We start from the raw sequence: 24,855 nt of genomic DNA, 5'->3' as shown, positions 1-24,855 counted from the left end.
CGGAACGAGCCCGAAGTCGCGGACCGGTGTCCGGACGCTGATCATTTCGACGGCGGTTCGCCGCGACCTGCTGCGGCACTTGGAGACCTGGCACGCGGTCCGCCGGCCGAACTTCGGCCAGTGCACCCGGTGTGTGGAGGTCGTCGAAAAGGATGGGGCTCAAGAGACTGCACTTCCATGACCTCCGGCAAGCGGGGGAACATCTGGGCGTCGAGGGCCGGTACCTCGACCAAGGACCTGATGGCGCGGATGGGGGCACGACGACCATGCGGGCAGCCCTGATCTGCCAGAGGGCGACCAGTGACGCCGACACGTAGTAGACACCGTGTGACCTGGGGCTTCGCTATGAGAGCGGATGACGGGAATCGAACCCGCGTATTCAGCTTGGGAAGCTGATGTTCTACCATTGAACTACATCCGCAGTGCGTCGCCAGCATACACGGCAACGTGATCCCCCTGTCCAGGCCCCTCCTCCTTGACTCGCGCCCGTCAAGTGACAACACTTGTTGTCGACTGGCGGAGGTGAGTGTGGTGGACGAGCCCGAGCTGTTCCGGCAAGGCGGGTTCCGGCTGGCCCAGCGGCTGTTCATCGAGGGCGACATCCGGGGTGACGAGCGGCAGGTCGCGCGTCTGCGGGAGTTCGCCCAGGTGCAGGACCGGCTCGCGGACGACGTCGTCGCCTGGATGGCGCCGCAGCCCAAAGGGCAGGGGCGCGCCCTCTTCGAGGAAGCGCTGACGAACCGGGCCGAAGCGACCGGGCCGCTCAAGGACTTCTTCGACCAGGTCGACGCCAAGCCCTACTGGGTCGATGACGACCGGCTCGAGCGGGGCGCGAAAGCCATCACGCGGGCCGGGTTGCTGGGGCTCTTCCCGCTCGGGGACATGTCGCTAATGGGCGGCTACCTCGCGTCGCGCGCCACGAAATCGCTGGTCGGGACCGGGGAGATCGAATACCAGGCCATCCGGCGGCTCGTCGAGACCGCCGCGTGGTGGATCGATGTCACCACGCCCGGTGCCCTCGAGCACGGCCGGAAGGGGTACGCGTCCGCGCTGCGGATCCGGCTCGTGCACGCCCACGTCCGCGCCGCCATGAACCGGCGGGACGACTGGGACTACGCGGCCTGGGACCGGCCCGTCAACCAGGTGCAGACCGCCGGGACACTCCTGCTCTTCTCGCTCGTCTACGTCTTCGGCACGCAGCTGCTCGGCCTCCGCTACTCCGCCCGCGAACGCGGTGACATCCTGCACCTCTGGCGCTACATCGGCTGGCTCATGGGGGTCGACGACGAGCTGCTGCCCGCCTCCGAAGAGGACGCCTGGCGGCTGTTGTGGCTGCTCGCCGCCACCGAGTTCATCCCGGACGACGACTCGAAGCGGCTCGCCAAGGCGCTCATCGAGGCCAACGCCGCCGTCGGCGAGGGGCGCGGGGCTGTCGGGAAGGTGCTCTCGCACGTCTCCGTCGCCGTGCACTCGTCGATCAGCCGGCTCGTGCTCGGGAAGACCAACGCCGACTTCCTCGGGCTGCCGAACGATCCCGTCGCGCAGGCCGCGATCGTCGCCGTCGCGGGGGTCAACTTCGCCGCCGAGACCGTGCGGCGGTTCATCCCCGGGGCCACCGCGCTGCAGGAACGGATCGGGCAGGCCGGGCGCCGCGGGTACGTGAAGCGGCTCGAGAAGATCTTCGCGCCCGACACCACCTACGCGCAGCACATGCGGGCGGCCTGAACCCACCGGATAGGCTTCGGGCCGTGCTGCTCAGTGACCGTGACCTCCGCAAAGAGCTCGACGCCGGCCGGCTCGGCATCGACCCCTTCGATGCCGGCATGGTCCAGCCGTCCAGCATCGACGTCCGGCTCGACCGCTTCTTCCGCGTCTTCGACAACAGCAAGTACACCCACATCGACCCGCAGCTGCAGCAGGACGAGCTGACCTCGCTGGTCGAGAAGGAGGGTGACGAGCCCTTCGTGCTGCACCCCGGCGAATTCGTGCTCGGCTCGACGTTCGAGCTCGTCACCCTGGCCGACGACCTCGCCGGCCGCCTCGAGGGCAAGTCGTCGCTCGGGCGCCTCGGGCTGCTCACGCACTCGACCGCCGGGTTCATCGACCCCGGCTTCTCCGGGCACATCACCCTGGAGCTGTCGAACGTCGCCAACCTGCCGATCACGCTCTGGCCCGGCATGAAGATCGGCCAGCTGTGTATCTTCCGGCTCTCCAGCTCGGCCGAGCACCCGTACGGCTCCAGCGAAGCCGGGTCCCGCTACCAGGGGCAGCGCGGCCCGACCCCGAGCCGGGCGTACAAGAACTTCCACCGCGTCGACACCTGGCGCTAAACGCCGACCTTCTCGTCCCAGTCGATGCGGTGGTCCCACATGAAGGCGTTCGGGTCCTCGTCGAACGGCTTCGCGAACGCCCGCTTGATGAAGAAGTCGCGGACGACCCGCCCGACCGGGCCGATCACCTTCTGCTCGCCGTTGCGCTTGCCGGCCGCGACCACGGCTTCCACGCGCTCGCGGCGCAGACCCTCATAGGTGGCCAGCGCGCGCTCGACGTCCGGCACGTCGCGGAGGCATTTGCCCAGCGTGACGGCGTCTTCGATGGCCATCGACGCGCCCTGGCCCGCCGCCGGTGACGTCGCGTGCGCCGCGTCGCCGATGATGACCATGCGGCCGCGGTGCCAGACCGGGACCGTCGGGAAGTCGTACGTCGGCCAGGCCGGGTAGATCTCCCGCGTGGCGCGGATGATCTCGGTGGCCGGTGTCCGGTCGCCGGCCACCAGGTGGAGGAGCTCGGCGCGCAACTTCTCGCCCGAGAGCGTGATCAGCTCGGCCGGGGCCGGTTCGGTCTTGCGGGCCGGGTTCGCGAACCACCAGACACGGCCGTCCGTGCTGACGACGTGGCAGAAGAACACGCGCTTGCCGAAGACCATGTTCAGCACGCCCGGCTCGTCGGGCAGGTCCAGGCCTTCGGCGAACCCACCGGTGTTCAGCAGCGGGACGTACCGCGGTGACGGCGCGTCCGGGTCGATGATCGTGCGGACGCGGGAGCGGAGGCCGTCGGCGCCGATCAGGAGGTCGCCTCGCGCGTGCGAGCCGTCGGAGAAGTCCGCGCTGACCTGCGTGTTCGTCTGGCTCGCGCCGACCAGGCGCTTGCCGTATCCGACGCGGATGCCGCGCCGCGCGGCCTCGTCGCGCAACGCCACGTAGAGGTCGGAGCGCAGGACGGTCTGGCTCACCGTGCCGTCCGGCAGGGTGCCGCCCAGGGGGAATTCGGCGAGCCGGGTGCCGTTGCCGAGCCCGATCGACATCCGCGGCGAGTCGAAGCCCGCGCTCCGGACGACGTCCTTGAGGCCGAGCGGGAGCAGCGCGTCCAGGCCGTTGACGGCCAGCGTCAGGAACGCCCCGACGCCCTCGGAGTCGCGGTCGTACGCCTCGAACAGCAGCGGCTCGTGCCCGGCTTCGTGCAGGGCGATGGCCGTGATCGTGCCCGCGACGCCACCCCCGATGATCAGTGCCCGTGTCATGTCGTTCGGCCCCTCGAATGTCTTAGAAACTAATTCGTTCTGTCGAACTAAAGAGTGGGCTAGGCTGGTCGCCGTGTCAAGCGAGCGAGCACAACTCGTCGAGGAAGTCCTGCTCAAGTCGCGGGAGATGTCGACGGCGACGGTCATGTTCCACAGCGCGATCGCCGAGACCCGGGGGCTTTCGGCGGTGGAGAGCAAGGTCCTGGACTACCTCGCGCGCTTCGGGCCGCAGACGCCGAAGGACCTCGCGCACCTGTCGGGCCTCGCGCCCGCGTCGGTGACGGCGATGATCGACCGGCTCGAGCGCAAGGGCATCGTCAACCGCGAGCGGCACCCGGACGACCGGCGCAAGGTCCTCATCGCGCTGGACCAGGCCGCCATCGCGAGCGGCCTGCACCTGTGGGACCACCTGGTCAAGGGCATGTACGAGCTCTGTGAGCGCTACACCGACGACGAGCTCCGCACGATCATCGGGTTCGCCCAGGCCGCCACCGCCCTCACCCACGAGTCGACGGCGAAGCTGACCGCCTCCGGCTCAGGGGCCACGAACGAGTGAGTTTGAAGGCGTAAAACCGGCTCTCGTGCCACGCTCCCAGGGTCGTCTCGGCCCCGCAGGTGGCGAGGAGTGCCGTTGCCCGAAAGACCGCTTCGCCCGATTCTCGTGCTGGCACTGGTCTTCCTGGCCTCCGCCTTCGTGCCGTCGGCGGGTGCGGCCGCCGCGCCGCCGTTCGAGGTGGGCTACGACGACGTGGTCTACGGCGACTTCGTCTACGCGGGCAACGGCGTCCTGCGCTGCCCGGTCGCCGCCGATGACGCGCCGGCCAAGGGGACGGCGACCCCCGCGGCGTGCGCGAACTCCGCCGACCGCAAGGACACGCTGGCCAACGACGACTTCTTCATGCAGTGGGCCGACGTCGACGCCGACCCGGGCACGTTCGACTCGGCGAGCGCGTCGGTGGGCGTCCCGCCGGGGGCCCACGTCGTCTTCGCCCGGCTGAACTGGGCCGGCAGCACCACCTGCGGCCCCTCGGCCGTCGCGCCGCCAGGAACGCCCGCGAAGCAGAACGTCCGGCTTTCCGTCGGCAGCGCGGACTCCGTGGACATCGCGCCTTCGGGGTACGCCGAAGACGGCGGTTACTACTCGGCGCACGCCGACGTGACCAGCCTTTTCGCGAACGTTTCCGCCGCTTTCGACGTGACGGTCGGGAACGTCTGGGCTATGCGGGGTTTCGACTGCGCGGGGGGTTGGTCGATCGCGCTCGTTTACGCCTACCCGGAGCGCAACGCGGACTACGCGCCGAACAAGCGCAAGGTGGTCGTCTACGACGGCCACGTCCGGCAGACGGCCGGCGCCCCGGCGGCGGAGGCGACGATCACCGGCTTCCGCGCCGCGGCCGCCGACGCGCACCTCGGCGTCACGGCGTACGACGGCGACTGGGGCGCGTCCGGCGACCAGTTCCTGGTCGACGGCACCCCGGCCGCCGAGCCCGCAACCGGTGGTACGGCCAATTTCTTCGTCTCCAGCGCCGACAACGCCGCGGCGCCGGGCGCGAAGAACAACTTCAGCGTCGACGCGAAGGCGTTCAACGTCGACAGCGTCCCTGCCGGCGCGACGAACACGAAGCTCGGCTTCGTCACCAGCGGCGACGCCATCCTGGCGCAGAATCTCGCGTTTTCCGTGCCGGTGCCCGAACTTCAGCTCGCTGTGCGCGCTACCCGGCCGAAGGCGCACGCCGGTGAGCCGGTGCCGTTCGCCGTCGTCGTGACCAACCCGGGCGAGGTCCCGGCGTCCGGTGTCGAGGTTGCCGACCCGGCCGTCCCGGGCTGCGCCAAACCGCTCGGCACGCTCGCCCCGCACCAGACGATCAGCTACACCTGCACCGGAACCGCACCGCCCGACGACTTCACGAACACCGCGAAGGCCACGGGCACGAGCGCGCTCGGCGACGCGCTCGAAGGCGTCGCCAGCGCGCGCGTCGACGTCCTGCACCCGGCGCTGGGCATGACGAAGACGGCCGACCGGCCCGCGTACCGCGCCGGCGAGGTCGTGACCTTCACGATCAAGGTCACGAACACCGGCGACACGGGGCTGGCCGACCTCCAGGTCGCTGACCCGAAGACGCCGTCGTGCGCTCTCACCGGAGCGCTCGCGCCGGGCGAAAGCCGCACGACGACGTGCGCCGCGAAGGCGCCGATCGCCGACGGCGTCAACACGGCGAGCGCGGTGGGCACCGACGAGCTCGGCAAGCAGGTCACGGCGACGGCCGACGCGCCCGCGCCGACGATCGCGCCCGCGGTCGAGGTCACCAAGACCGCGGACCCGCCGGTGATCCACGCGGGTGACGCCGTCACCTGGACGGTCGCGGTGCACAACACCGGCGACAGCCCGCTCGCCCCGGTGAAGCTCACCGACGACACGACATCGGCGTGCGCGCGCACCTTCGCCGGCCTGGCCGCGGGCGCGACGCAGACGTACACGTGCACGGCGAACCCGTCCCGGACCACGACGTCCCAGGTGACGGCGACCGGAACCGACCTGGCCGGCCGGCCCGTGACGGCCACCGCGTCGGCGACGGTCACGGTCATCACCCCGGAGCTGACGCTCACGAAGGACGCCACGCCCGCCACCGCGCGCGCCGGCGACCCGATCACGTTCACGATGACGGTCGCCAACGCCGGCGACGCACCGCTGACCGAGGTCGCCGTGACGGACGACGTCCCGGCGTGCGCCAAGGCGATCGGCGCCCTGGCCCCGGGCGCGACGGTCGCCTACCGGTGCACCGTGCCGGCCCCACCGGACGACTTCGCCACGACGGCCACGGCCACCGGCAAGGACCAGCTCGGCCGCGCGGTGAAGGTCACCGACGACGCGGCGGTGGACGTGATCCACCCGGCGCTCCGGCTGGCCGTGCGCGCGACACCGGCCCAGGTCCGCGAGGGCGACACGGTGACCTGGACGATCACCGCGGCCAACACGGGCGACGTGCCGCTCAACGAGGTCACGGTCGCGGACGACCAGGCCCCGGCGTGCGCGAAGCGGTTCGGCACGCTCCAGCCGCAGACGCAGCAGGAGTACACGTGCACGACGCTCGCGGGCGCGGCCGGCTTCGCGAACAAGCCGGCGCTGACGGGCACGGACCCGACCACTCGCCCGGTGACGGCGGCCGCGGAGGGAGCGTTCGCGGTCCAGCACCCGGCGGTCGCGATCACGACCGAGGTGCCGGGCGGCCCGTTCCGCGAGGGCGACAAGGTGCCGTTCCGGATCACGGTCCGCAACACCGGTGACGTGCCGCTGGCGAGCCTCCGAGTCACCGACGCGCAGGCCAGGGACGCGCAGGCCCCAGCCACCGGCTGCACCCAATCCCTCGAGGGCACCCTCGCCCCCGCCGCCACCCGCGACTTCACCTGCACCACCACGGCCCCGGCCGACGACGTCACCCGCAGCGTCCGGGTCACCGCCACCCCACCCGTCGGCTCGGACGTCACCGCGTCCGGCAGCGCTGCCGTCGACGTCATCCACCCGGCCGTCGCGGTCGCCCGGACCGTCGACCCCGCTGTCGTGCACGCCGCAGACACCGTGACCTCGACCGTCACCGTCACCAACACCGGTGACAGCGCGCTCCAAGACGTCGCCGTCGCCGATGAGCGGGCTTCGGACTGCTCCAAGTCCCTGGGGCGGCTCGAACCTCAGGCCAAGCGCACCTACACCTGCACCCAAGCCGCCGGGGAAGCCGACTTCGCCGCCGTCGCGAATGCCACCGGGACCGATGCCACGAATCGGCCGGTGACCGCGTCCGCCAGCGCCGGCGTCGATGTCATCCACCCCGCCATCAGCGTCACCGACGACGCCGCACCCGCGCGCGTCCGGCAAGGCGACACCGTCACGTTCACCCTCGTCGTCGCGAACACCGGTGATGTCCCGCTGACCGATGTGTCCCTTGTGGACAGTCGGACTCCGGCGTGCGCTCGGTCCATCGGCACCCTCCTCCCCGGCGCCCGGCAGCGCCACTCCTGCAAGGTAGACGCCGGCACCGACAATTTCGTGAGCTCCGCCACCGCAAGTGGCACCGATCCGGTGAAACGCCAGGTCAGCGCGACCGACGACGCGGCCTACACCGTGCTGCATCCGGCCCTCGAACTCACTCAGGACCTCCACGGCGGCCCCTTCCGCCCCGGCGACGCCGTCACCGCCACCCTCACCGTCACCAACACCGGTGACGTTCCGCTGACCGCCGTCGACGTCCGAAGCGGGTCCTGCACGAAGACCTTCGACGAGCTGAAACCCCGTGACAGACAGAACTTCGACTGCACCACGACCGCCCCGGCCGACGACGTGGACATCGCCGCGGAGGCGACGGCGGAGGCCCCCATCGGCCCGCCGCTCACGGCAAAAGACACGGACAAAGCCGACGTCATCCACCCCGCCGTCAAGATCACGGCCGCCGCGACACCCAAGACGGTCCGCGCCGGCGACGATGTCACCTTCACGATCACCGTCACCAACGTCGGCGACGTCCCGCTCACCGCGGTGTCCGTTGTGGACGAACAGGGCACCTGCGCGCACAAGTTCGACACCGTGGCCGCCGGGACGGTGAAGACCTACACCTGCGTCCGGAAAGCGCCCGCTGACGACTTCGGCCAAACCGTCGAGATCAGCGGAATCGACCCGAGTGGTCGCGCGGTGCAATCGGCCGGTGACGCAAAAGTCGATGTCGTCCACCCGGAGATCGCCGTGATGAAAGACGCGGCTCCCTACGAAGTCCGGGAAGGCGACACCGTCACGTTTTCGATCCTGGTCAAGAACACCGGTGACGTCCCGCTCGCCGACGTGAGGGTGGTCGACGACCACACCCCGTCCTGTGCCCACACCGTGCCGGAACTGGCCGCGGACGCCGAAGTCTCGTACATCTGCACAACGATCGCCGGCAAAGTTGGCTTCACGGGCAAAGCAACGGCCACCGGTCAAGACCCGGTCCGGCGTCCGGTGACAGCTTCCGGCGAAGCGACGTTCGTCGTTCGAATGAGCTGAATGGAGTAACGCGGAAGCGGCCGATTGCCCCGAAATCGGTGCCTGTCACCGACGGGAAATGTGACCAGTGCGTTCGTAGGGTTCTCGTCGTAATTGTCCCGTGATACGTTCCTGCGCCGTGTCCCCCATTGGTGAACGTGCGCACGTGGTGATCGTGTCACTCAGTGTGCTGCTCGGCGTTTTTTCCGCCGCGGCAGGCACCTGGATGGCCACCGCGGAAGGAAACACCGCGGAGCTCGGCGCCGCGGCGCTGGTCCTGCCCAACGCGCCCGCCGGCGCCGGCAGTGGCAGCGGGACCGACGTCTCCGGCCGCCAGGTCCAGACCACCACCCCCGGTCAGCCCGCCGCGCCCTCGAGCTCGGCCCCCGCTCCGACGTCCTCCAGCGCGGAACCCACGCCGACCGAGACGTCCGCCGCGCCGCAGCCCTCGACGTCCGAAGCGCCGCCGCCGCCGTCGACCACCAAGCCCGCCGCCCGGGTCGCGCCTTCGACGGCCGCTCAGGTCATCGCGCTGGTCAACGACGAGCGCGCCAAGGCCGGCTGTGAGCCGCTGACCGAGGAATCGCACGTCACGAAGGCCGCGCAGGACTACAGCGACCAGATGTCGGCCGAGAAGTTCTTCTCCCACACCAGTCCCGACGGCACGACGTTCGACCAGCGCATCAAGCAGGCCGGTTACCCGAAGCCGGGCGCGGAGAACATCGCGCGGGGGCAGACGTCCGCCGCGCAGGTGATGGACTCCTGGATGAACTCCGAAGGCCACCGCGCCAACATCCTGAACTGCTCGCTCAAGAAGATCGGCGTCGGCGTCACCACCGCGGGCTGGTACTGGGTCCAGGACTTCGGGTACTGAGCAATACCGAGAGCTACTTGTTCCACCGCTCGGCGATGTCGCCGTAGCGCGCCAGCACCGTCGCCCGCAGATCCGGATCGGACCGCGGCACCGGCTCGATGAACACCTCGGTGACGTCGTGGAACGCCTCCGTCAGCTCGGACGCGAGCCGGACGCAGGCGCGTTCGAGGTCCGCGGCGCCGAGCGAGTCGTCGAAGTCCACGCGGCTGCAGACGAGCACCTGGTCGGTGCCCATCAGCATGGTCTGCAGGTCGACGACGGCTTCGATCTCCGGCGCGGCGGACAGGTGTTCGCGGACCCCGCGAACGATCGTCGGATCGGCCTGCCGCCCGATCAGCAGGCCGCGGTTCGTGCGGCCGAGCAGGTAGGCGACGCAGGCGAGCAGCAGGCCGATGGCGATCGACGCGATGCCGTCCCAGACCTCGGAACCGGTGAGCTGGTGCAGGCCGATGCCGCCGAACGCGAGCAGCAGGCCGATCAGCGCGGCCGAGTCCTCGAACAGCACGGTCTTCGGCGTCGGGTCGTCGATGAGCCGCAGGTAGGTCAACAACGAGCGGTTCTCGGCCTTCGACTCCCGGACGACCTGGCGCACCGCCTGCAGCCATGACGTGCCTTCCAGCAGGAACGCCACGGCGAGGACGATGTAGCTGAGCAAGGACGTGCTCTGCGCCTCGCCGTGCCCGAACAGCGTCGAAACGCCCTCGTAGAGCGCGAACATCGCGCCCGAGGCGAAGATCGAGACGGCCGCGAGCAGCGACCAGAAGTACCGCTCCTTGCCGTAGCCGAAGGGGTGCACGCGGTCGGCCGGCCGATCCGAGCGCTTCAGCGCGGTCAGCAGCAGGACCTCGGTGATCGTGTCGGCCACCGAGTGCGCCGCTTCGGACAGCATCGCGCCCGAGCCGGTGATGATGCCCGCGACCAGCTTCATGATGGCGATCGCCAGGTTCACCCCGCCGGCGAGCAGGACGGTCAGGGTGCTTTCGCCGCCGGAGTTGCCGGATTCCTCGCTCACCTTGGTGAGCGTAGTGCTCAGAGGCGGCGCAGGCCGTGCAGAACGCGTTCCATGAGCGCCATCGCCGGCCGGCCGTCGGCACTGGTCCGGCTGTCGTGGATGGTCACCAGGCCCTGTTCGGCCATGTCGTCGAGCAGGACGCGCACGACGCCGAGCGGCACGCTCAGCGTGGCCGCGACCTCGGCGACCGATCGCGGGTGCAGGCACAGCGAGCGCACCGACCGGATCTCGCCGGTCACCCGGGCGCCGTCCCAGTGCGCCTCGGCCCGCGTCGAGACCATCGCTTCGATCGCGAGGTGCCGCCGGGACTGCGTCCGCCCGCGCGTGAGGACGTACGGGCGCACAAGGGTGCGCTGCGTGGGTACGTAGTCCTGGGCAAGCCGGATGTCGTCCGGGATGGGGTGGAGTGCGTGTCGGCCGGTCGTAGTGGTCCGCCGGTCCTCGGCCATCCGTGCCGCCCCCTGATTCCTTGATCGACAATGGTGCCCTCGCTGGCAACGGCGGCGGCGAGGAAAGGCCAGGATACGCCGCTTGTCCAGGGTTCAGGCCTTCGTTTCTCCCCAACCTGATGGGCCATTTCGGTGATTATCATGAACATCTTTCAGGAAATCGATTACTTTCACGAAGTCCCAGCTAGCGGGCCTGCCGGACAGGACAAAGGTGTGACAACGGGTAGTGGAATGGCTACCTGATTGCCAATCTTGCCGATCACGAAAACGGCCCCGATCAGGAGTCCTGACCGGGGCCGTGCGTTCTCGGGGAAATGTGTCACTCCTCCGCGAGTGACGGCGCTCCGAGCGCGATCGGCTTCGGTTCCGGCTTCCGCTTGACCGACTCCAGCAGCATCTGCGCGACGTCGACGATCTCGACCTTCTCGCTCGCGCTGCCGTCGGCCTGCCGGGCCGTGAGGCCGTCGTTCAGCATCACCTTGCAGAACGGGCAGCCGGTGGCGATCTTCGACGGCGCGGTGCCGAGCGCCTCGTCGACGCGCTCGATGTTGATCCGCTTGCCGATCTTCTCTTCCATCCACATCCGCGCGCCGCCCGCGCCGCAGCACATCGACTTGTCGCCGTGCCGCGGCATCTCCCGCAGCCGCGCACCGGTCGCGCCGACCAGCTCGCGCGGCGCCTCGTAGACCTTGTTGTGGCGGCCGAGGTAGCACGGGTCGTGGTAGGTGACGTCCTCGGCGACCGGTGCCACCGGCACCAGCTGCTTCTCCCGCACCAGGCGGTTCAGCAGCTGCGTGTGGTGCACGACGTCGAACTGGCCGCCCAGCTCCGGGTACTCGTTGGCGAGGGTGTTGAAGCAGTGCGCGCAGGTCACGACGACCTTGCGGGCCTTGCGCTCGCGGCCCTCGAACACCGAGTTCAGCACCTCGACGTTCTGCTGAGCGAGCATCTGGAAGAGGAACTCGTTGCCCGCGCGCCGCGCCGGGTCACCGGTGCACGACTCCTCCGAGCCGAGCACCTTGTACTTCACGTCGGCCATGTGCAGCAGCTCCGCGACCGCCCGCGTGGTCTTCTTCGCGCGGTCCTCGAACGCGCCCGCGCAGCCGACCCAGAACAGGTATTCCGCGTCGCCCATGTCGCCGTCGAACACCGGGACCTCGAAGTCGAGGTCTTCGGTCCAGGCCAGCCGGTCCTTGGCGTTCTGGCCCCACGGGTTGCCCTTGTTCTCCAGGTTCTTGAACATGCCGTTCAGCTCGCTGGGGAACGACGACTCGATCATCACCTGGTAGCGGCGCATGTCGACGATGTGGTCGACGTGCTCGATGTCGACCGGGCACTGCTCGACGCAGGCGCCGCAGCTCGTGCAGGACCACAGGACGTCGGGGTCGATGACGCCGCCGTCATCGCCGATCAGCGCCTTCTGCGACTCGGCGATCGCGAGGACGTCGATCCCGGCGTACACGTTGTCCCCGGACAGGCCGACCTCGTCGCCCGCCATGTCGCGCTTGCCGCCGGCCAGCAGGTACGGCGCCTTCGCGTAGGCGTGGTCACGCAGCTGCGTGATGAGCAGCTTCGGCGACAGCGGCTTGCCGGTGTTCCACGCGGGGCACTGCTCCTGGCAGCGGCCGCACTCGGTGCACGTCGAGAAGTCCAGCCAGCCCTTCCAGCTGAAGTCTTCGATCTTGCCGACGCCGAAGGTGTCCTCGTCGGGGTCGGCTTCCTCGAGGTCGAGGACCTTGCCGCCGCTCATCATCGGCTTGAGCGCGCCCAGGGCGACGCCGCCGTCGGCCTCACGCTTGAAGTAGATGTTGAAGAACGCGCTGAAACGGTGCCACGCGATGCCCATGGTCATGGTGCGCGCGACGACGATCAGCCAGACCGTGGCGCTCATCAGCTTGACGAACGCGAAGACCGTGACCAGGTTCGGGCTGGCCGGCAGCAGCTGGCCGATCGGGTTCGAGACGAAGGACGCCCACAGCGGCCCTTCGTGCGTGTTCAGCGCGGACTTCGCGGCCCGGACCCCGATGATGCCGATGCCTTCGATGAGGACGACGGCCTCGATGAAGTACGCCCACTTGAAGTTGGAGCCGGCGAAGCGCGACTGGCGGTCGGCGCGACGCGGGTGGTTGCGCTGGCGGATCGCCATCAGGACCAGGATGCCGACGATCGTGCCGAGCCCGAGCAGCTCCATGAGCAGCTGGAACGGCGGGAAGTCGTCGAGGATCGGCCAGCCCCACGTCGGGACGAAGACCTCGCCGTAGGCCTCGAACAGGGCGAGCGAGCCGAGCAGGAAGCCCCACATCACCAGCCAGTGGGCCGGGCCGACGCTGCGCTTGCGGTTCATCCGCGTGTGCGCGGCGAACTCCTTGATCAGCGTCTTCATGCGCGGCATGAAGGGCCCGTTGCGCGTCGAATCGGGCTGCCCGAGGCGGATCACCCGCACGAAACGGGCGATCGTCGCGGCGAACATGCCCCAGGCGACGAGGCCGAGCACGACGGAGACCCCGCCGAGCGTCAGTTGCAGAGCGCCCATCGTTCGGGTGCCTTTCGTCCGGTTCAAAACTGTGGTGGTGCCGGGAGACTAACCGTCCTTACTGATGAGTAACCCGTTGAGGCGCCCTAAGTCCCACCGATGTGGTGTACGTCGCTCTTTGTTTCGGGACGATCGTTCAGGTAGTTTTCACCCTATGGTGAAGCTGCAAGTGGACGGCCGTAAGGCGCGCGGCGAGAAGCGGCGCACCGAGCTCATCGCGGCCACGCTGCGGATCATCGAGCGCGACGGCGTCGCGGGCGTCACCCACCGGACGGTCGCGGCCGAGGCCGGGGTGCCGACGACGTCCACGACCTACCACTTCTCGTCGCTGGACGACCTCCTGGTCGCCACGCTCATCTCGTGCGCCAGGGACATGGCGACCGAGGTCTACTGGATGATCGACCGGGCCCGGTCCCGCGGGTCGCGCGGCGCCGAGGAGGTCGCGGCCCTGCTCGCCGAGGCGCTGGGGCCGCGGCGCGGGCGGACGATGGCGGAGTACGAGCTGTACCTCCTGGCCGCGCGGAAGCCGGAGCTGCGGCCGGCCGCGCGCCGCTGGCTGGACGTCCTGACGTCGATGGTCCGCCACGACGACGAAGTGGCGTTCCGGGTGTTCCTCGCGGGCATCGACGGGCTGCTCATCCAGGGCCTGATCGACGACGGGCCGCCGTCGGCCGACGAGCTGCGTCCGGTGGTGGACTACCTGCTGAAACCGCGTTGACGGCGGTTCTAGTTTCGGATCATGCGGACCTTCGGTGACTACGAGCTCGACGACGATCGCGCGCGGCTGGACCTCGACGTGGTGTGGAAGTTCCTCTCCACCGAGGCCTACTGGGGGCGCTGGCGCACGCGTGAGCAGGTCGAAGCCGCCATCGACGGCTCGTGGCGGGTCGTCGGCGCCTACCGGAACGGCTCGATGGTGGGGTTCGCCCGCGCCTTCTCGGACGGCGTCTCGTCCGCGTACCTCGCCGACGTCTTCGTCGTCGGCTCCGCACGCGGCAGCGGTCTCGGCAAGGAGATCGTGCGCGAGATGATCGACAACGGTCCCGGCGCGCAGTTCCGCTGGATGCTGCACACCGCCGACGCGCACGGGCTGTACCGGCAGTTCGGCTTCGCCGAGCACACCAAGGGCCACTACCTGGAGCGAGAGGGCCCCAACGCGGCGAACTTCGCCGGCTAACGCAGGTCGGCGAGGAGGGCGTCCCACGATCGGGTGGATGTTTCGAGGGTTCCGCCCGGGCGGTCCTTCGTGTCACGGATCCGCACCACCGGGGCCAGTGCCACTTCCACGCAGTCGGCCTCTTGGCCGCTGTAGGTCGACTTCCGCCAGGTCACGTCAGGCCTCCAGTTCGGCGATCACCCCCTCGACGAACGCGCGGGACTCGTCCACGTCCAAGGCGAGGGATGCCACGGTCTTCGCGGCCGACTTGTAGTCCGCCACCTGATCCTCATCGTAGAGGTAGGCGCTCCCGCGATGCTGGTCCAAGAAGACGATGGAGGGCAGGTCGGAGTACTCGAGTACGGCGAAGGAACCGTTGAGGCCGGGGTGGAAATCGCCGCCGGACGGCACCACCCGGATCGCCAGCCGCCGCGGGAGATCGACGAGGTGCCGCAGCTGGTCGGTCAGGGTCTCGATGCCGCCGATCTGCTGCCGGAGCGCGACCTCGCCGAGCAGGAACGAGCAATCCGGCGCGCGGTGCTCGCGCATGGCCGCCTGCCGGACCATGCGCACCCGCAACCGCTGCTCGACCAGCTGTGCGGGAGAACCGCCGTACGAGAGGATCGCCCGGGCGTAGTCGGGCGTCTGCAGCAGGCCGTGCACCAGCATCGGCTGCCAGCTGAAGATGGCGGCCGCGGTGCGCTCGTACTCGGCCAGCGTCGTGAGGATCGCGGGCGCGTCCGGCATCTCCTTCTCGGCCCAGTTCGGCTCGCGCGCGGTGCGGGCCAGCTCGAACAGCCTGTCGCGTTCCTCGCCGAGCACCCGCAGCTGCCCGAGCAGGAGCGCGACCTCCTCGATCCGGGGCACCCGCAGGCCGAGCTCCCAATTGGACAGCTCGGCCGCGTGCACGCCGGTGGCGCGGGCCAGCTCGCGCAGCCCGTACCCGCGCGCCTTCCGCGCTTTCCGCAGTCCGAACCCCAGCGCTCTCGACCGGGGTGTCGCTATCGGTGGTGGCATGACCGCAGTGTGTCAGCGGGGTCCGACAAAACCGGGCCCGGCTCCGTTGCCGATCCGCAACAGCGCCGGGCCCGTCGTGCGAAAACTCAGCCCTTGTTCTCGTACACCGGCGTGAGCACCGCGCGGGCCAGCGTGTGCCCGAACAGGTTGAAGCCGAGGAACGCCGGCGTCGCGTCCTCCGGCACGTCCAGCTTGTCCAGATCGAGGGCGTGCACCGCGAAGTAGTAGCGGTGCGGGCCGTGCCCGGGCGGGGGCGCCGCGCCGAGGAACTGCTTGACCCCGCCGTCGCCCTTCAGCGTCACCGCGCCTTCCGGCAGGCCCGAGCCGTCTCCCGCGCCGGAGGCCAGCTCCGTCACCGAAACCGGGACGTTGAACACCGCCCAGTGCCAGAATCCGCTGCCGGTCGGGGCGTCCGGGTCGTAGCAGGTGATCGCGAAGCTCTTCGTCTCCGCGGGGAAGCCTTCCCACGCCAGGTGCGGCGAACGGTCCTCGCCACCGGCGCCGAAGATGCCGGACAAGTGGGGCGTGGCCAGGGTTTCGCCGTCGGCGACGTCGTTGCTGCGGAGGGTGAAGGACGGCACGTCGGGCAGGGACTCGTACGGGCCGGGTGCTTGCGGCATGGATCCTCCTGATCATGGAACTGGAGACTTCGCCAGGTTAGGCCCAGGGCACCGTCCCCGCGTCTCAGGGAGGCATCTCAGGGTCTTTCGGGGGGTTACCCCCATGTACTGCCCGCTCACCTCGTCATAACGTTTCTCACGCAGAGGAAACAACACTGAGGGGACCAACGACCATGGCGCGCCCGCTTCTGGCTCTGGGTGGCATCGTCCTGATCGGCGTCGGCCTGGCGACCGCGCTCGGGTGGGGCTGGGGTTCGGACTTCGACAACACCGGCACCGTTGCGCAGACCATCCGCAGCGTGAAGCTGGAGGGCGACGCGGGATCGGTCAAGATCCGCACCGGCTCCGGGCCGTCGACGGTGCGCGAAGAGGTCAGCTACCACTGGCGGAGCAAGCCGAGCGGTCCCTTCTACCGCGTCGACGGCGACCAGCTGGTGCTCGGCGATTGCGGCGTGAACTGCTCGGTCGACTTCGAGGTCGTCGTGCCGCGCGGGGTGCCGGTCACGGGGACCGTCGACTCCGGGGGGCTGGACATCGCCGGGGTGTCGAGTGTGGACGTTCACGCCGATTCCGGGCAAGCCCGCGTCGAGGACGTCTCCGGTGCGGTGAAACTGGTGCTGGACAGCGGCTCGATCGACCTGCGGGACGTCGGCGAAGTCCAGCTGCAGAGCGACTCCGGCAGCATCACCGGCCGCGACGTGCGCGGCCCGGTGGACGTGACGTCCTCCAGCGGCAGCGTCGATTTCACGCTGGCCCAGGCGAACGACGTGAAGGTGCACGCCGACAGCGGCAGCATCGAGCTGGCCGTGCCGGGCGGGCCGTACCGCGTCGAGGGCAACAGCGACAGCGGGCACCGCGAGTTCGGCGTCCCGACCGACGGGTCCGCCCAGCACGTGCTGGACCTGACGACCGCGAGCGGCAGCGTCACGGTCCGCGCGGCCTGACCTTTCTCTTACTACGGGGGCATTTTCGATGGGCAGGATCGAACGGCGGGTGCTGGTGGCCGCGCTGCTGGGGGCGGTCGCGATGTTCGGGACTGTGGGCTTCTCGCGCGGCGAGCCGGCGGAAACCCCGGCGCAGGGGGTACCGGTCGCGGTGGATTCCCACTATCGGGTGACTTCTTGGGTGGGGACCCCGGCAGAAGTCGTTGTGCAGCAAGGAAACCCGGATTTCTTCTTCTCCTCCTGGACGGCCCGCCACTCCTGAACTGTCGGTGGCCGCTGTTAGGAAGGAGGCACGCCGAAGGCCGGCGTGCAGGGGGAGGAACCACATCATGGACGTGCGCCGGGTCGTCGCGGTCATCGCGGCGGTCGTTTGCATGGCGGCGGTACCGGCCGTCGCTTCCGCGTCGGTTTTGACTTGGCGCCCGTGCGCCACACAGCAGGAGCCGTCGGCGGAGTGCGCGACGGTCGACGTGCCGATCGACCGCACGCGGCCGGAGCTGGGGTCGGCGCAGCTGGCGCTGGCCCGGCTGCCCGCGCTCGATCCGGGCGGGCGGATCGGCTCGCTGCTGGTGAACCCGGGCGGGCCGGGCGGTTCCGGCGTCGGCTTCGTGCAGTTCGGCGGGCTGGCTTCGCCGGATCTCGCGCAGCTGCGGCAGCGGTTCGACGTCGTGGGGTTCGACCCGCGCGGCGACTGGTACAGCACGCCGCGCATCACGTGCGACCCGGCGACGCTGTTCGATCCGGCCCTGAACCGGTTCCCGTCGACGCGGACCGGGTTCGGCGAGCTGGTCGCGCACAACCGGAAGGCGGGCGCGGACTGCCTGGCCCGCACCGGACCGCTGCTGGCGAACGCGGACACGCAGAGCGCGGCCGAGGACATCGAGACGATCCGGGCCGCGCTCGGCGAGCCTCGAATTTCCTGGTTGGGCCTCTCGTACGGCACCGAGCTGGGCGCGGTCTACGCGTCGAAGCACCCCGGCCGGGTGCGGGCGATGGTGCTCGACGGCGCGATCGACCACGCGCGGCCGATGAACCAGGCGATCCTCGAAGAGGCCGCGGCCACCGAGGATGCGCTGGTCCGGTTCGCGGGCTGGTGCCGCACCGCGGCCGGCTGCGCCCTGCACGGCCGGGACGTCCTGCGCTTCTACGACGACGTCGTGGCCAGGGCGGCCCGCGGCTTGATCTGGTCGAGCGACCTGGGCCGGCCCGCGACGGCCGACGAGGTCTCGGCGGGGGTGTACGGCCACCTCTACCTCCGCGACGACTGGCCGGCGCTGGGCCGGGACCTGGCCGCGGCCGGCGGCGAGTTCCCGGACGCTCGCGGGCTGACCGAGCGGAACCAGTTCCTGTCCCCGATCTACGGGGCCTACCGGGCGATCGGCTGCCATGACTTCCCCTCGCCGTTCACCGGGCCGGCGGACCTGGACCGGATGGCCCGGCTCGTGCGTGCGGCGGCCCCGCACAGCTGGCGGTACTCGGAGTACTGGGACTTCGCCAGCGGGTGCACGGGCTGGCCGGTCCCGCCGAAGAACCCACCCCAGCCACACCCGGTCCACGGCGCCCCGCCGATCCTGGTGGTGGGCGGCGCCCACGACCCGGCAACCCCGCTGGCCTGGACCCGCGGCCTGGCGGCGAGCATCGACGGCGCGGCCCTGCTGACCCGCACCGACGACGGCCACACGGGCCTGTTCAACACAGCTTGCGCCCGGGCGGCCGAGGTGGCGTACCTGGTCAGCGGCGTCGTTCCTGGTCGCGAGGCAGTCTGCCGGTGAGCCGGCCCGTCCGGTGAGCGGCGTCACAGGCGCTTCAGGCACTCGGCCACCGGCCCCGGGAACAAGAACCCGGATCGCCTCGTTAGGCTGGGTACAGAGGTTGAGCGCAGTCGACTCAAGTCCAGCTTGACGGAGTGCGCGAAGGCCCGATAAAACTTGCCAGGGCCTCGCTCAAGGCGAGGACGAACGTGCAGGTCACGAACATAGCAGCCGTAAACAGGAGGAAGCACCATGGCGCGAGCGGTCGGCATCGACCTCGGCACGACCAACTCGGTCGTCGCCGTCCTTGAGGGCGGCGAGCCGACGGTCATCGCCAACTCGGAAGGCTCCCGGACCACCCCTTCGATCGTCGCCTTCGCCAAGAACGGCGAAGTGCTGACCGGCCAGCCGGCGAAGAACCAGGCCGTCACGAACGTCGACCGGACCATCCGGTCCGTGAAGCGGCACATCGGCACCGACTGGAAGACCGAGATCGACGGGAAGAACTACACCTCCCAGGAAATCAGCGCGCGCGTGCTGATGAAGCTGAAGCGCGACGCCGAGGCGTACCTGGGCGAGACGATCACCGACGCGGTCATCACCGTCCCGGCGTACTTCGAGGACGCCCAGCGGCAGGCCACGAAGGAAGCCGGCCAGATCGCCGGCCTGAACGTGCTCCGCATCGTCAACGAGCCGACCGCCGCCGCGCTGGCGTACGGCCTGGACAAGGGCGAGAAGGAACAGACCATCCTGGTCTTCGACCTCGGTGGTGGCACCTTCGACGTCTCGCTGCTGGAGATCGGCGAGGGCGTCGTCGAGGTCCGCGCCACCTCCGGTGACAACCACCTCGGTGGTGACGACTGGGACGAGCGCATCGTCAAGTGGCTGGTCGACAAGTTCAAGGCCACGAACGGCATCGACCTGACCAAGGACAAGATGGCGCTGCAGCGCATCCGCGAGGCGGCGGAGAAGGCGAAGATCGAGCTCTCCAGCTCGAACTCGGCCAGCATCAACCTGCCGTACATCACCGTGGACGCGGACAAGAACCCGCTGTTCCTCGACGAGACGCTTTCGCGCGCCGAGTTCCAGAAGATCACCGCGGACCTGCTCGAGCGCACCCGGAACCCGTTCAACAACGTCATCCGGGACGCGGGCATCGCCGTCGGCGACATCGACCACGTCGTGCTCGTCGGTGGTTCCACCCGCATGCCGGCCGTGTCGGACCTGGTCAAGGAGCTGACCGGCGGCCGCGAGCCGAACAAGGGCGTGAACCCGGACGAGGTCGTCGCGGTCGGCGCGGCGCTGCAGGCCGGTGTGCTGAAGGGCGAGGTCAAGGACGTCCTCCTGCTGGACGTCACGCCGCTTTCGCTCGGCATCGAGACCAAGGGTGGCGTCTTCACCAAGCTCATCGAGCGCAACACCACGATCCCGACCAAGCGCTCGGAGATCTTCTCCACCGCGGACGACAACCAGCCGTCGGTGCAGATCCAGGTGTTCCAGGGTGAGCGCGAGATCGCCGCGCACAACAAGAAGCTCGGCATGTTCGAGCTGACCGGTCTCCCGCCGGCCCCGCGTGGCGTGCCGCAGATCGAGGTCACCTTCGACATCGACGCCAACGGCATCGTGCACGTGACCGCGAAGGACCTGGGCACGAACAAGGAACAGTCGATGACGATCACCGGTGGCTCCGCGCTGCCGAAGGACGACATCGAGCGCATGGTCAAGGACGCCGAGGCCCACGCCGAGGAAGACAAGACCCGGCGCGAAGAGGCGGAAACCCGCAACCAGGCGGAGACGCTGGTCTACCAGACCGAGAAGTTCCTCAAGGACAACGACGACAAGCTGCCCGAGGACCTCAAGGCCAAGGTCAAGTCCGCGATCGACGAGTCGAACGAGGCGCTCAAGGGCACCGACTCGACCAAGATCCGCGAGTCGATCGAGAAGCTGAACACCGCTTCGCAGGAGCTGGGCACCGCCCTGTACGCCAACGCGAACGCCGACGCGGCGGCCGGTGCGGCCGGTGCCTCGGGCGCGGCCGGTGCGGACCAGGCCGGTGCGGCCGGCGGCCAGGCCAAGGCCGATGACGTGGTGGACGCCGAGATCGTCGAAGAGGACGAGAAGAAGTGACCCACAGCTACGACGAATCCGAGAACCAGGGCCGAGGCCCCGAGGAGCCGGTGGTCGTGCGGGACCGTCGCCGGGTGGATCCCCAGACCGGGCAGGTTCGCCCGCCCGGTCCGGCCCACGCGGCGCCGGAGCCGGAGGAGGCGCCCGTGGAGCACGCGGGCCCCTCGCTCGGCGACACGATCATGGACGACGCGGTGTCGGTCGTCTCCGACGTGGAGAAGGAGCTGTCCGAGCGCACCGCCGACCTGCAGCGCCTGCAGGCCGAGTACGCCAACTACCGCAAGCGGGTCGAGCGTGACCGCGAGGCGGTCGTGATCGGCGCGAAGGCGACCGTGGTGAACGACCTGCTGCCGCTGCTCGACGACCTCGAGCGGGCCGAGCAGCACGGCGACCTCACCGGCGCGTTCAAGGCCGTCGGCGACAAGCTGATCAGCGGCCTGCAGCGCGCGGGCCTCGAATCGTTCGGGACCGAGGGCGAGCCCTTCGACCCGAGCGTGCACGAGGCCGTCCAGCACAACACCTCGCCGGACGTGGCGGGCCCGACGGTCACCGTGGTCATGCGCCGCGGGTACCGCTTCGGGGATCGCGTACTGCGGGCGGCGCTGGTCGGCGTGACCGACCACGAGCCCGGTGCGGCCCCGGGGGACCCGTCCGTGGGTGGCGAGCTGCCACTCGGCGGCGGAGTCGATGAGCAACAGCAGTAAGCACTATCCGGTTCAAGTGGAAGGAGGAGGCGCCCGATGAGTGCACGGGAATGGATCGGTAAGGACTTCTACCGTGAACTGGGCGTCTCCTCCGACGCCACCGCGGACGAAATCAAGAAGGCCTACCGGAAGCTGGCCAAGGAGAACCACCCGGACGCGAACTCCGGCAACGCGCAGGCGGAGCAGAAGTTCAAGGCGGTCTCCGAGGCCTACGGCGTGCTCTCCGACGCGAGCAAGCGCAAGGAGTACGACGAGGCGCGGCGCCTGTTCGGCGGCGGGGGTGGCTTCAACTTCCCCGGTGGCGGCGGTGGCGGCAGCTTCGACATGGGCGACATCTTCGGCCAGGCCGGTGCCGGCGCGGGTCAGCAGGGCGGTTTCGGCGGGCTCGGGGACATCCTCGGCGGGATCTTCGGCCGTGGCCGGACCTCGGCGGGCGCGACGGCGAACCGGCCGCAGCGCGGGGCCGACGTCGAGACGGACGTCCGGATCGACTTCACCGAGGCGGTCAAGGGCGCGACCCTGCCGCTGCGGCTGTCGAGCCCGGCGACCTGTGCGACGTGCAGCGGCAACGGCGCCCGGCCGGGCACGTCGCCGCGGACCTGCCCGACCTGTTCCGGGTCGGGGCTGGTCAGCCGCAGCCAGGGTGCGTTCGCGTTCTCGGAGCCGTGCCGCGACTGCCGCGGCCGCGGGACGATCATCGACGACCCGTGCCCCGAGTGCGGCGGCGAAGGCATCAGCACGCGGACCCGCACGCTGACCGTCCGGATCCCGCCGGGCGTCGACGACGACCAGCGCATCCGGCTGGCCGGCCAAGGCGAGCCGGGCCGGGGCGGGGCGCAGGCGGGCGACCTGTACGTCCGGGTGCACGTGGCGCCGCACCCGCTGTTCGGCCGCAAGCCGAAGTCGCTCGACCTGACGCTCACCGTGCCGGTGGACTTCACCGAGCTGACGCTCGGCACCACGATCACGGTGCCGACGCTGGACGGCAAGGTCTCGCTCAAGGTGCCGCCGGGCACCGCGAGCGGACGGGTGCTGCGCGTGCGCGGCAAGGGCATCGCCAAGCGCGACGGTTCGCAAGGTGACCTGCTCGTCACCCTCCAGGCGGCGATTCCCGCCAAACTGGACGACAAGGCGCGCGAGGCACTGCAGGCGTACGCCGAGGCGATGGCCGGGCACGACCCCCGGCCCGAGATCACCGAGCTGCTGCAAGGTAGGTGAGAGTGGTGTTCGGCGGGATTCCCCAGGAAGGGGACGAGGAGACCCCGGTGTTCGTCATCTCGGTGGCGGCCCAGCTCGCCGGGATGCACGCGCAGACGTTGCGCACGTACGACCGGCAGGGCCTGGTCTCCCCGGGCCGCACCGCCGGCGGCGGGCGGCGCTACTCGATGCGGGACATCGCGCTGCTGCGCGAGGTCCAGCGCCTGTCGCAGGAGGACGGCGTCAACCTGGCCGGCATCAAGCGCATCATCGAGCTGGAGAACCAGGTCGACGCGCTCCGCGCCCGGATCACCGAGCTGACCGAGGAACTGACGGCGGCGTACGTGGCGGCGGAACAGGCGACGGCGGCGGCGCACGCGTCCTACCGCCGGGACCTGGTGCCACTCAACCAGCAGACGGCATTGGTGGTCTGGCGGCCCAAGCGCCGCTGACCACCGCAGCGACGCAGCGACGAAGGCCTCCCCGGGCGACCGGGGAGGCCTTCGTGCGTGAAGAGTGGGGCCGCGAGCAGCCCCTCCCGGCTGCTCGCGGCCGCGCCGCGGGTTACGTCTTGGTGTTCAGCAACTGCTTGACCTCCGCCGTCCGGGACTCGATGACCCGGCGAGCCAGGTCCCGGGCCTGCGCGTTGACGCCGCCCGCGGTCCCGTTCTCCGTCTGGGCCAGCTCGACCGCTCCCTGCTGCTGTCCGGTCAGGACGTCCAGGAACCGGCGGGTGAACTCGCCGTCCGGGGCGGTCTCCAAAGCTCCTACCAGGTCCGGCGAGGTCATCTTCATGCCGCCGTGGCCGGCGTGGGCCTGCGGGTCCATCGCCATCGTCTCGGGCTGGTTCCACTCCCGGAGCCAGCGTCGCATGTCCTCGACCTCGGTCTTCTGCGTCACCTCGATCGCCGCCGCCAGCTCCTTCAAGCCCGCCGGCAGCGGGCGGGCCGAAGCCAGCCGGACGATCTCGATCCCCTGCTCGTTCTGCGGGATCAGCATCTGCAGGAACATCACGTCGGCCGCGTTGTGCTGTGGTGGAGCGGCCGTCGTCGCGCAACCGGTCAGGAGAAGCGCGACGACGGCCAAGACCACTCTCACTGGCGCTGCCAGAGCGCCGGGGTGTTCGGCGGCTCCCAGCCCGCGATCGCCGTGTGCGGCTGGAGGCAGCGGTAGCTCCCGCCGCCGTACGTCACGACGTCGCCCGCCTTGTACGCCGTGCCCGCCGCCCACGTGCCACCCGTCGGCGGCTTGGTCGTCGGGGGCGGGGTCGTGGTCGGCGGCGGGGTCGTGGTCGGGGGCGGGGTGGTCGTCGGCGGCGGGGTGCCGCCGCCACCGACCTGCAGGTCGACGCAGCTGTAGAACGCGTTCGCCGTGTCCGCGATGTTCCAGATGGCCAGCACCTTGATCCGGCCCGAGTAGCCGGCCAGGTTCACCGTGTGCGACAACGTCGACGGCGGCTGCTGGTTGTTGCCGTTGAACACCGCGACGCGGGTGCCGCCGACGTAGTACTCGTAGTTCGACGTCGAGTGCCGGGCGGTGAACACCCAGTTGAACGTCACCGTGCTGCCCACCGACTTGGCCGGCCACGGCTTCGACTCGTCGGTCAGCTCGGCGAACTGCGACAACCCGCCGTTGCAGCTGCGCAGCCCCTTCGGGCCTTCGACGCTCTGCGGTTCGTAGACGATCTCGCCGCAGCCGGAGACCTTCCCGGCCGCGCAGTTGGCCTGCCGGCTGGGCGGATCGGACACGTAACCGTGGGCACTCGCGCTGGTGGCGGGGAGGACGACGACCAGCACCGGCGCGAGCAGGGCGCCGGCAGCGGCCGCGAAGAGCTTTCTTTTCCAGGTCATTTCGGCTCCTCGAAGGGGAACAGCGTCGTTCCGGAGGGGAGGACGAACGAGCACGTCCGGGGAAGACGTGGTCTAGACCATAAGTCGATTCGG

General features: G+C 69.9%; 23 protein-coding genes and 1 tRNA gene. 14 read left to right on the top strand and 10 right to left on the bottom strand.

Translation table 11 applies throughout. The features are described 5' to 3' along the window. Window positions 1-350 precede the first annotated feature (350 nt). A tRNA-Gly gene (locus C2L58_RS14155) sits at window positions 351-421 on the bottom strand. A gap of 107 nt (window positions 422-528) precedes the next feature. Here C2L58_RS14155 and C2L58_RS14150 point away from each other — a divergent pair. Both C2L58_RS14150 and dcd read left to right on the top strand, forming a co-directional pair. After that, a complete protein-coding gene (locus C2L58_RS14150; protein WP_103338033.1) occupies window positions 529-1,725 on the top strand; it encodes an oxygenase MpaB family protein in 1,197 nt (398 codons plus the stop codon). A 23-nt stretch (window positions 1,726-1,748) separates the two neighbouring features. Further along, complete coding sequence (gene dcd, locus C2L58_RS14145; protein ID WP_003058109.1) at window positions 1,749-2,330, top strand: dCTP deaminase; 582 nt, start codon at window positions 1,749-1,751, stop codon at window positions 2,328-2,330. Here dcd and C2L58_RS14140 read toward each other — a convergent pair. Beyond that, a complete protein-coding gene (locus tag C2L58_RS14140) occupies window positions 2,327-3,520 on the bottom strand; it encodes an FAD-dependent oxidoreductase (protein ID WP_103338032.1) in 1,194 nt (397 codons plus the stop codon). The genes dcd and C2L58_RS14140 overlap by 4 nt on opposite strands. A 73-nt stretch (window positions 3,521-3,593) precedes the next feature. On the opposite strand from C2L58_RS14140, the gene C2L58_RS14135 reads away from it, so the two are divergent. From C2L58_RS14135 to C2L58_RS14125, 3 genes are all read left to right on the top strand, one after another. Then, window positions 3,594-4,076: a MarR family winged helix-turn-helix transcriptional regulator gene (locus tag C2L58_RS14135; protein WP_103338031.1), complete on the top strand. Its 483-nt coding sequence runs from the start codon at window positions 3,594-3,596 to the stop codon at window positions 4,074-4,076. 75 nt (window positions 4,077-4,151) lie between these two features. Further along, a complete protein-coding gene (locus C2L58_RS14130; RefSeq protein WP_233225709.1) occupies window positions 4,152-8,549 on the top strand; it encodes a DUF7507 domain-containing protein in 4,398 nt (1,465 codons plus the stop codon). A gap of 145 nt (window positions 8,550-8,694) precedes the next feature. After that, window positions 8,695-9,402, top strand: coding sequence for a CAP domain-containing protein (locus C2L58_RS14125; protein WP_103338029.1), 708 nt, complete (start codon window positions 8,695-8,697; stop codon window positions 9,400-9,402). 13 nt (window positions 9,403-9,415) lie between these two features. On the opposite strand, the gene C2L58_RS14120 is transcribed toward C2L58_RS14125, so the two are convergent. The 3 genes from C2L58_RS14120 to C2L58_RS14110 all read right to left on the bottom strand — a co-directional run bounded on the left by C2L58_RS14120 (window position 9,416) and on the right by C2L58_RS14110 (window position 13,396). Then, window positions 9,416-10,414: a cation diffusion facilitator family transporter gene (locus C2L58_RS14120; protein WP_103338028.1), complete on the bottom strand. Its 999-nt coding sequence runs from the start codon at window positions 10,412-10,414 to the stop codon at window positions 9,416-9,418. A gap of 17 nt (window positions 10,415-10,431) precedes the next feature. After that, entirely contained in the window at window positions 10,432-10,863 is a 432-nt protein-coding gene (locus C2L58_RS14115; RefSeq protein ID WP_103338027.1) for a DUF742 domain-containing protein, read from the bottom strand. Window positions 10,864-11,182: 319 nt separating this feature from the next. After that, complete coding sequence (locus tag C2L58_RS14110; RefSeq protein WP_103338026.1) at window positions 11,183-13,396, bottom strand: (Fe-S)-binding protein; 2,214 nt, start codon at window positions 13,394-13,396, stop codon at window positions 11,183-11,185. Between the two features lie 157 nt (window positions 13,397-13,553). Between C2L58_RS14110 and C2L58_RS14105 the strand changes: the two genes are divergently transcribed. Continuing rightward, window positions 13,554-14,114, top strand: coding sequence for a TetR/AcrR family transcriptional regulator (locus C2L58_RS14105; protein ID WP_199191268.1), 561 nt, complete (start codon window positions 13,554-13,556; stop codon window positions 14,112-14,114). A gap of 21 nt (window positions 14,115-14,135) precedes the next feature. Beyond that, window positions 14,136-14,573: a GNAT family N-acetyltransferase gene (locus C2L58_RS14100; protein ID WP_103338024.1), complete on the top strand. Its 438-nt coding sequence runs from the start codon at window positions 14,136-14,138 to the stop codon at window positions 14,571-14,573. Here C2L58_RS14100 and C2L58_RS14095 read toward each other — a convergent pair. From C2L58_RS14095 to C2L58_RS14085, 3 genes are all read right to left on the bottom strand, one after another. Continuing rightward, complete coding sequence (locus C2L58_RS14095; protein WP_103338023.1) at window positions 14,570-14,728, bottom strand: DUF397 domain-containing protein; 159 nt, start codon at window positions 14,726-14,728, stop codon at window positions 14,570-14,572. The genes C2L58_RS14100 and C2L58_RS14095 overlap by 4 nt on opposite strands. Before the next feature lies 1 nt (window position 14,729). Continuing rightward, window positions 14,730-15,569, bottom strand: a complete 840-nt coding sequence (locus C2L58_RS14090; protein ID WP_103338022.1) for a helix-turn-helix domain-containing protein — start codon at window positions 15,567-15,569, stop codon at window positions 14,730-14,732. An 86-nt stretch (window positions 15,570-15,655) separates the two neighbouring features. Further along, on the bottom strand, window positions 15,656-16,189 hold the full coding sequence (locus C2L58_RS14085) for a YbhB/YbcL family Raf kinase inhibitor-like protein (RefSeq protein WP_103338021.1): 534 nt from the start codon (window positions 16,187-16,189) through the stop codon (window positions 15,656-15,658). Between the two features lie 173 nt (window positions 16,190-16,362). Here C2L58_RS14085 and C2L58_RS14080 point away from each other — a divergent pair, with 173 nt between their 5' ends. The 7 genes from C2L58_RS14080 to C2L58_RS14050 all read left to right on the top strand — a co-directional run bounded on the left by C2L58_RS14080 (window position 16,363) and on the right by C2L58_RS14050 (window position 23,364). Then, a complete protein-coding gene (locus C2L58_RS14080; protein WP_103338020.1) occupies window positions 16,363-17,133 on the top strand; it encodes a DUF4097 family beta strand repeat-containing protein in 771 nt (256 codons plus the stop codon). 28 nt (window positions 17,134-17,161) lie between these two features. Then, the gene (locus C2L58_RS14075) at window positions 17,162-17,395 is read left to right on the top strand and encodes a hypothetical protein (RefSeq protein ID WP_146073583.1); all 234 of its coding nucleotides are present in this window, start codon (window positions 17,162-17,164) and stop codon (window positions 17,393-17,395) included. A gap of 67 nt (window positions 17,396-17,462) precedes the next feature. Next, a complete protein-coding gene (locus C2L58_RS14070; protein ID WP_103338018.1) occupies window positions 17,463-18,905 on the top strand; it encodes an alpha/beta hydrolase in 1,443 nt (480 codons plus the stop codon). Window positions 18,906-19,136: 231 nt separating this feature from the next. Further along, the gene (gene dnaK / locus C2L58_RS14065; RefSeq protein ID WP_103338017.1) at window positions 19,137-21,011 is read left to right on the top strand and encodes a molecular chaperone DnaK; all 1,875 of its coding nucleotides are present in this window, start codon (window positions 19,137-19,139) and stop codon (window positions 21,009-21,011) included. Beyond that, entirely contained in the window at window positions 21,008-21,715 is a 708-nt protein-coding gene (grpE, locus tag C2L58_RS14060) for a nucleotide exchange factor GrpE (RefSeq protein WP_103338016.1), read from the top strand. Before dnaK ends, grpE begins: the two co-directional genes overlap by 4 nt. A 36-nt stretch (window positions 21,716-21,751) precedes the next feature. Continuing rightward, the gene (gene dnaJ, locus C2L58_RS14055) at window positions 21,752-22,933 is read left to right on the top strand and encodes a molecular chaperone DnaJ (protein WP_103338015.1); all 1,182 of its coding nucleotides are present in this window, start codon (window positions 21,752-21,754) and stop codon (window positions 22,931-22,933) included. 5 nt (window positions 22,934-22,938) lie between these two features. Then, window positions 22,939-23,364 carry a heat shock protein transcriptional repressor HspR gene (locus C2L58_RS14050; protein WP_199191267.1) on the top strand — a complete coding sequence of 142 codons (426 nt, stop codon included), beginning with the start codon at window positions 22,939-22,941 and terminating at the stop codon, window positions 23,362-23,364. A gap of 112 nt (window positions 23,365-23,476) precedes the next feature. Here C2L58_RS14050 and C2L58_RS14045 read toward each other — a convergent pair whose 3' ends face one another. Both C2L58_RS14045 and C2L58_RS14040 read right to left on the bottom strand, forming a co-directional pair. Further along, on the bottom strand, window positions 23,477-24,010 hold the full coding sequence (locus C2L58_RS14045) for a DUF305 domain-containing protein (RefSeq protein WP_233225708.1): 534 nt from the start codon (window positions 24,008-24,010) through the stop codon (window positions 23,477-23,479). Beyond that, complete coding sequence (locus tag C2L58_RS14040) at window positions 24,007-24,762, bottom strand: lytic polysaccharide monooxygenase (protein ID WP_103338012.1); 756 nt, start codon at window positions 24,760-24,762, stop codon at window positions 24,007-24,009. Before C2L58_RS14040 ends, C2L58_RS14045 begins: the two co-directional genes overlap by 4 nt. Between the last annotated feature and the right edge of the window lie 93 nt (window positions 24,763-24,855).

The organism is Amycolatopsis sp. CA-126428 (assembly GCF_002904335.1).
Taxonomy (GTDB): domain Bacteria; phylum Actinomycetota; class Actinomycetes; order Mycobacteriales; family Pseudonocardiaceae; genus Amycolatopsis.
The sequence above is the reverse complement of the archived record's forward strand: the minus strand, read 5'-3'. Positions and strand labels throughout refer to the sequence as shown.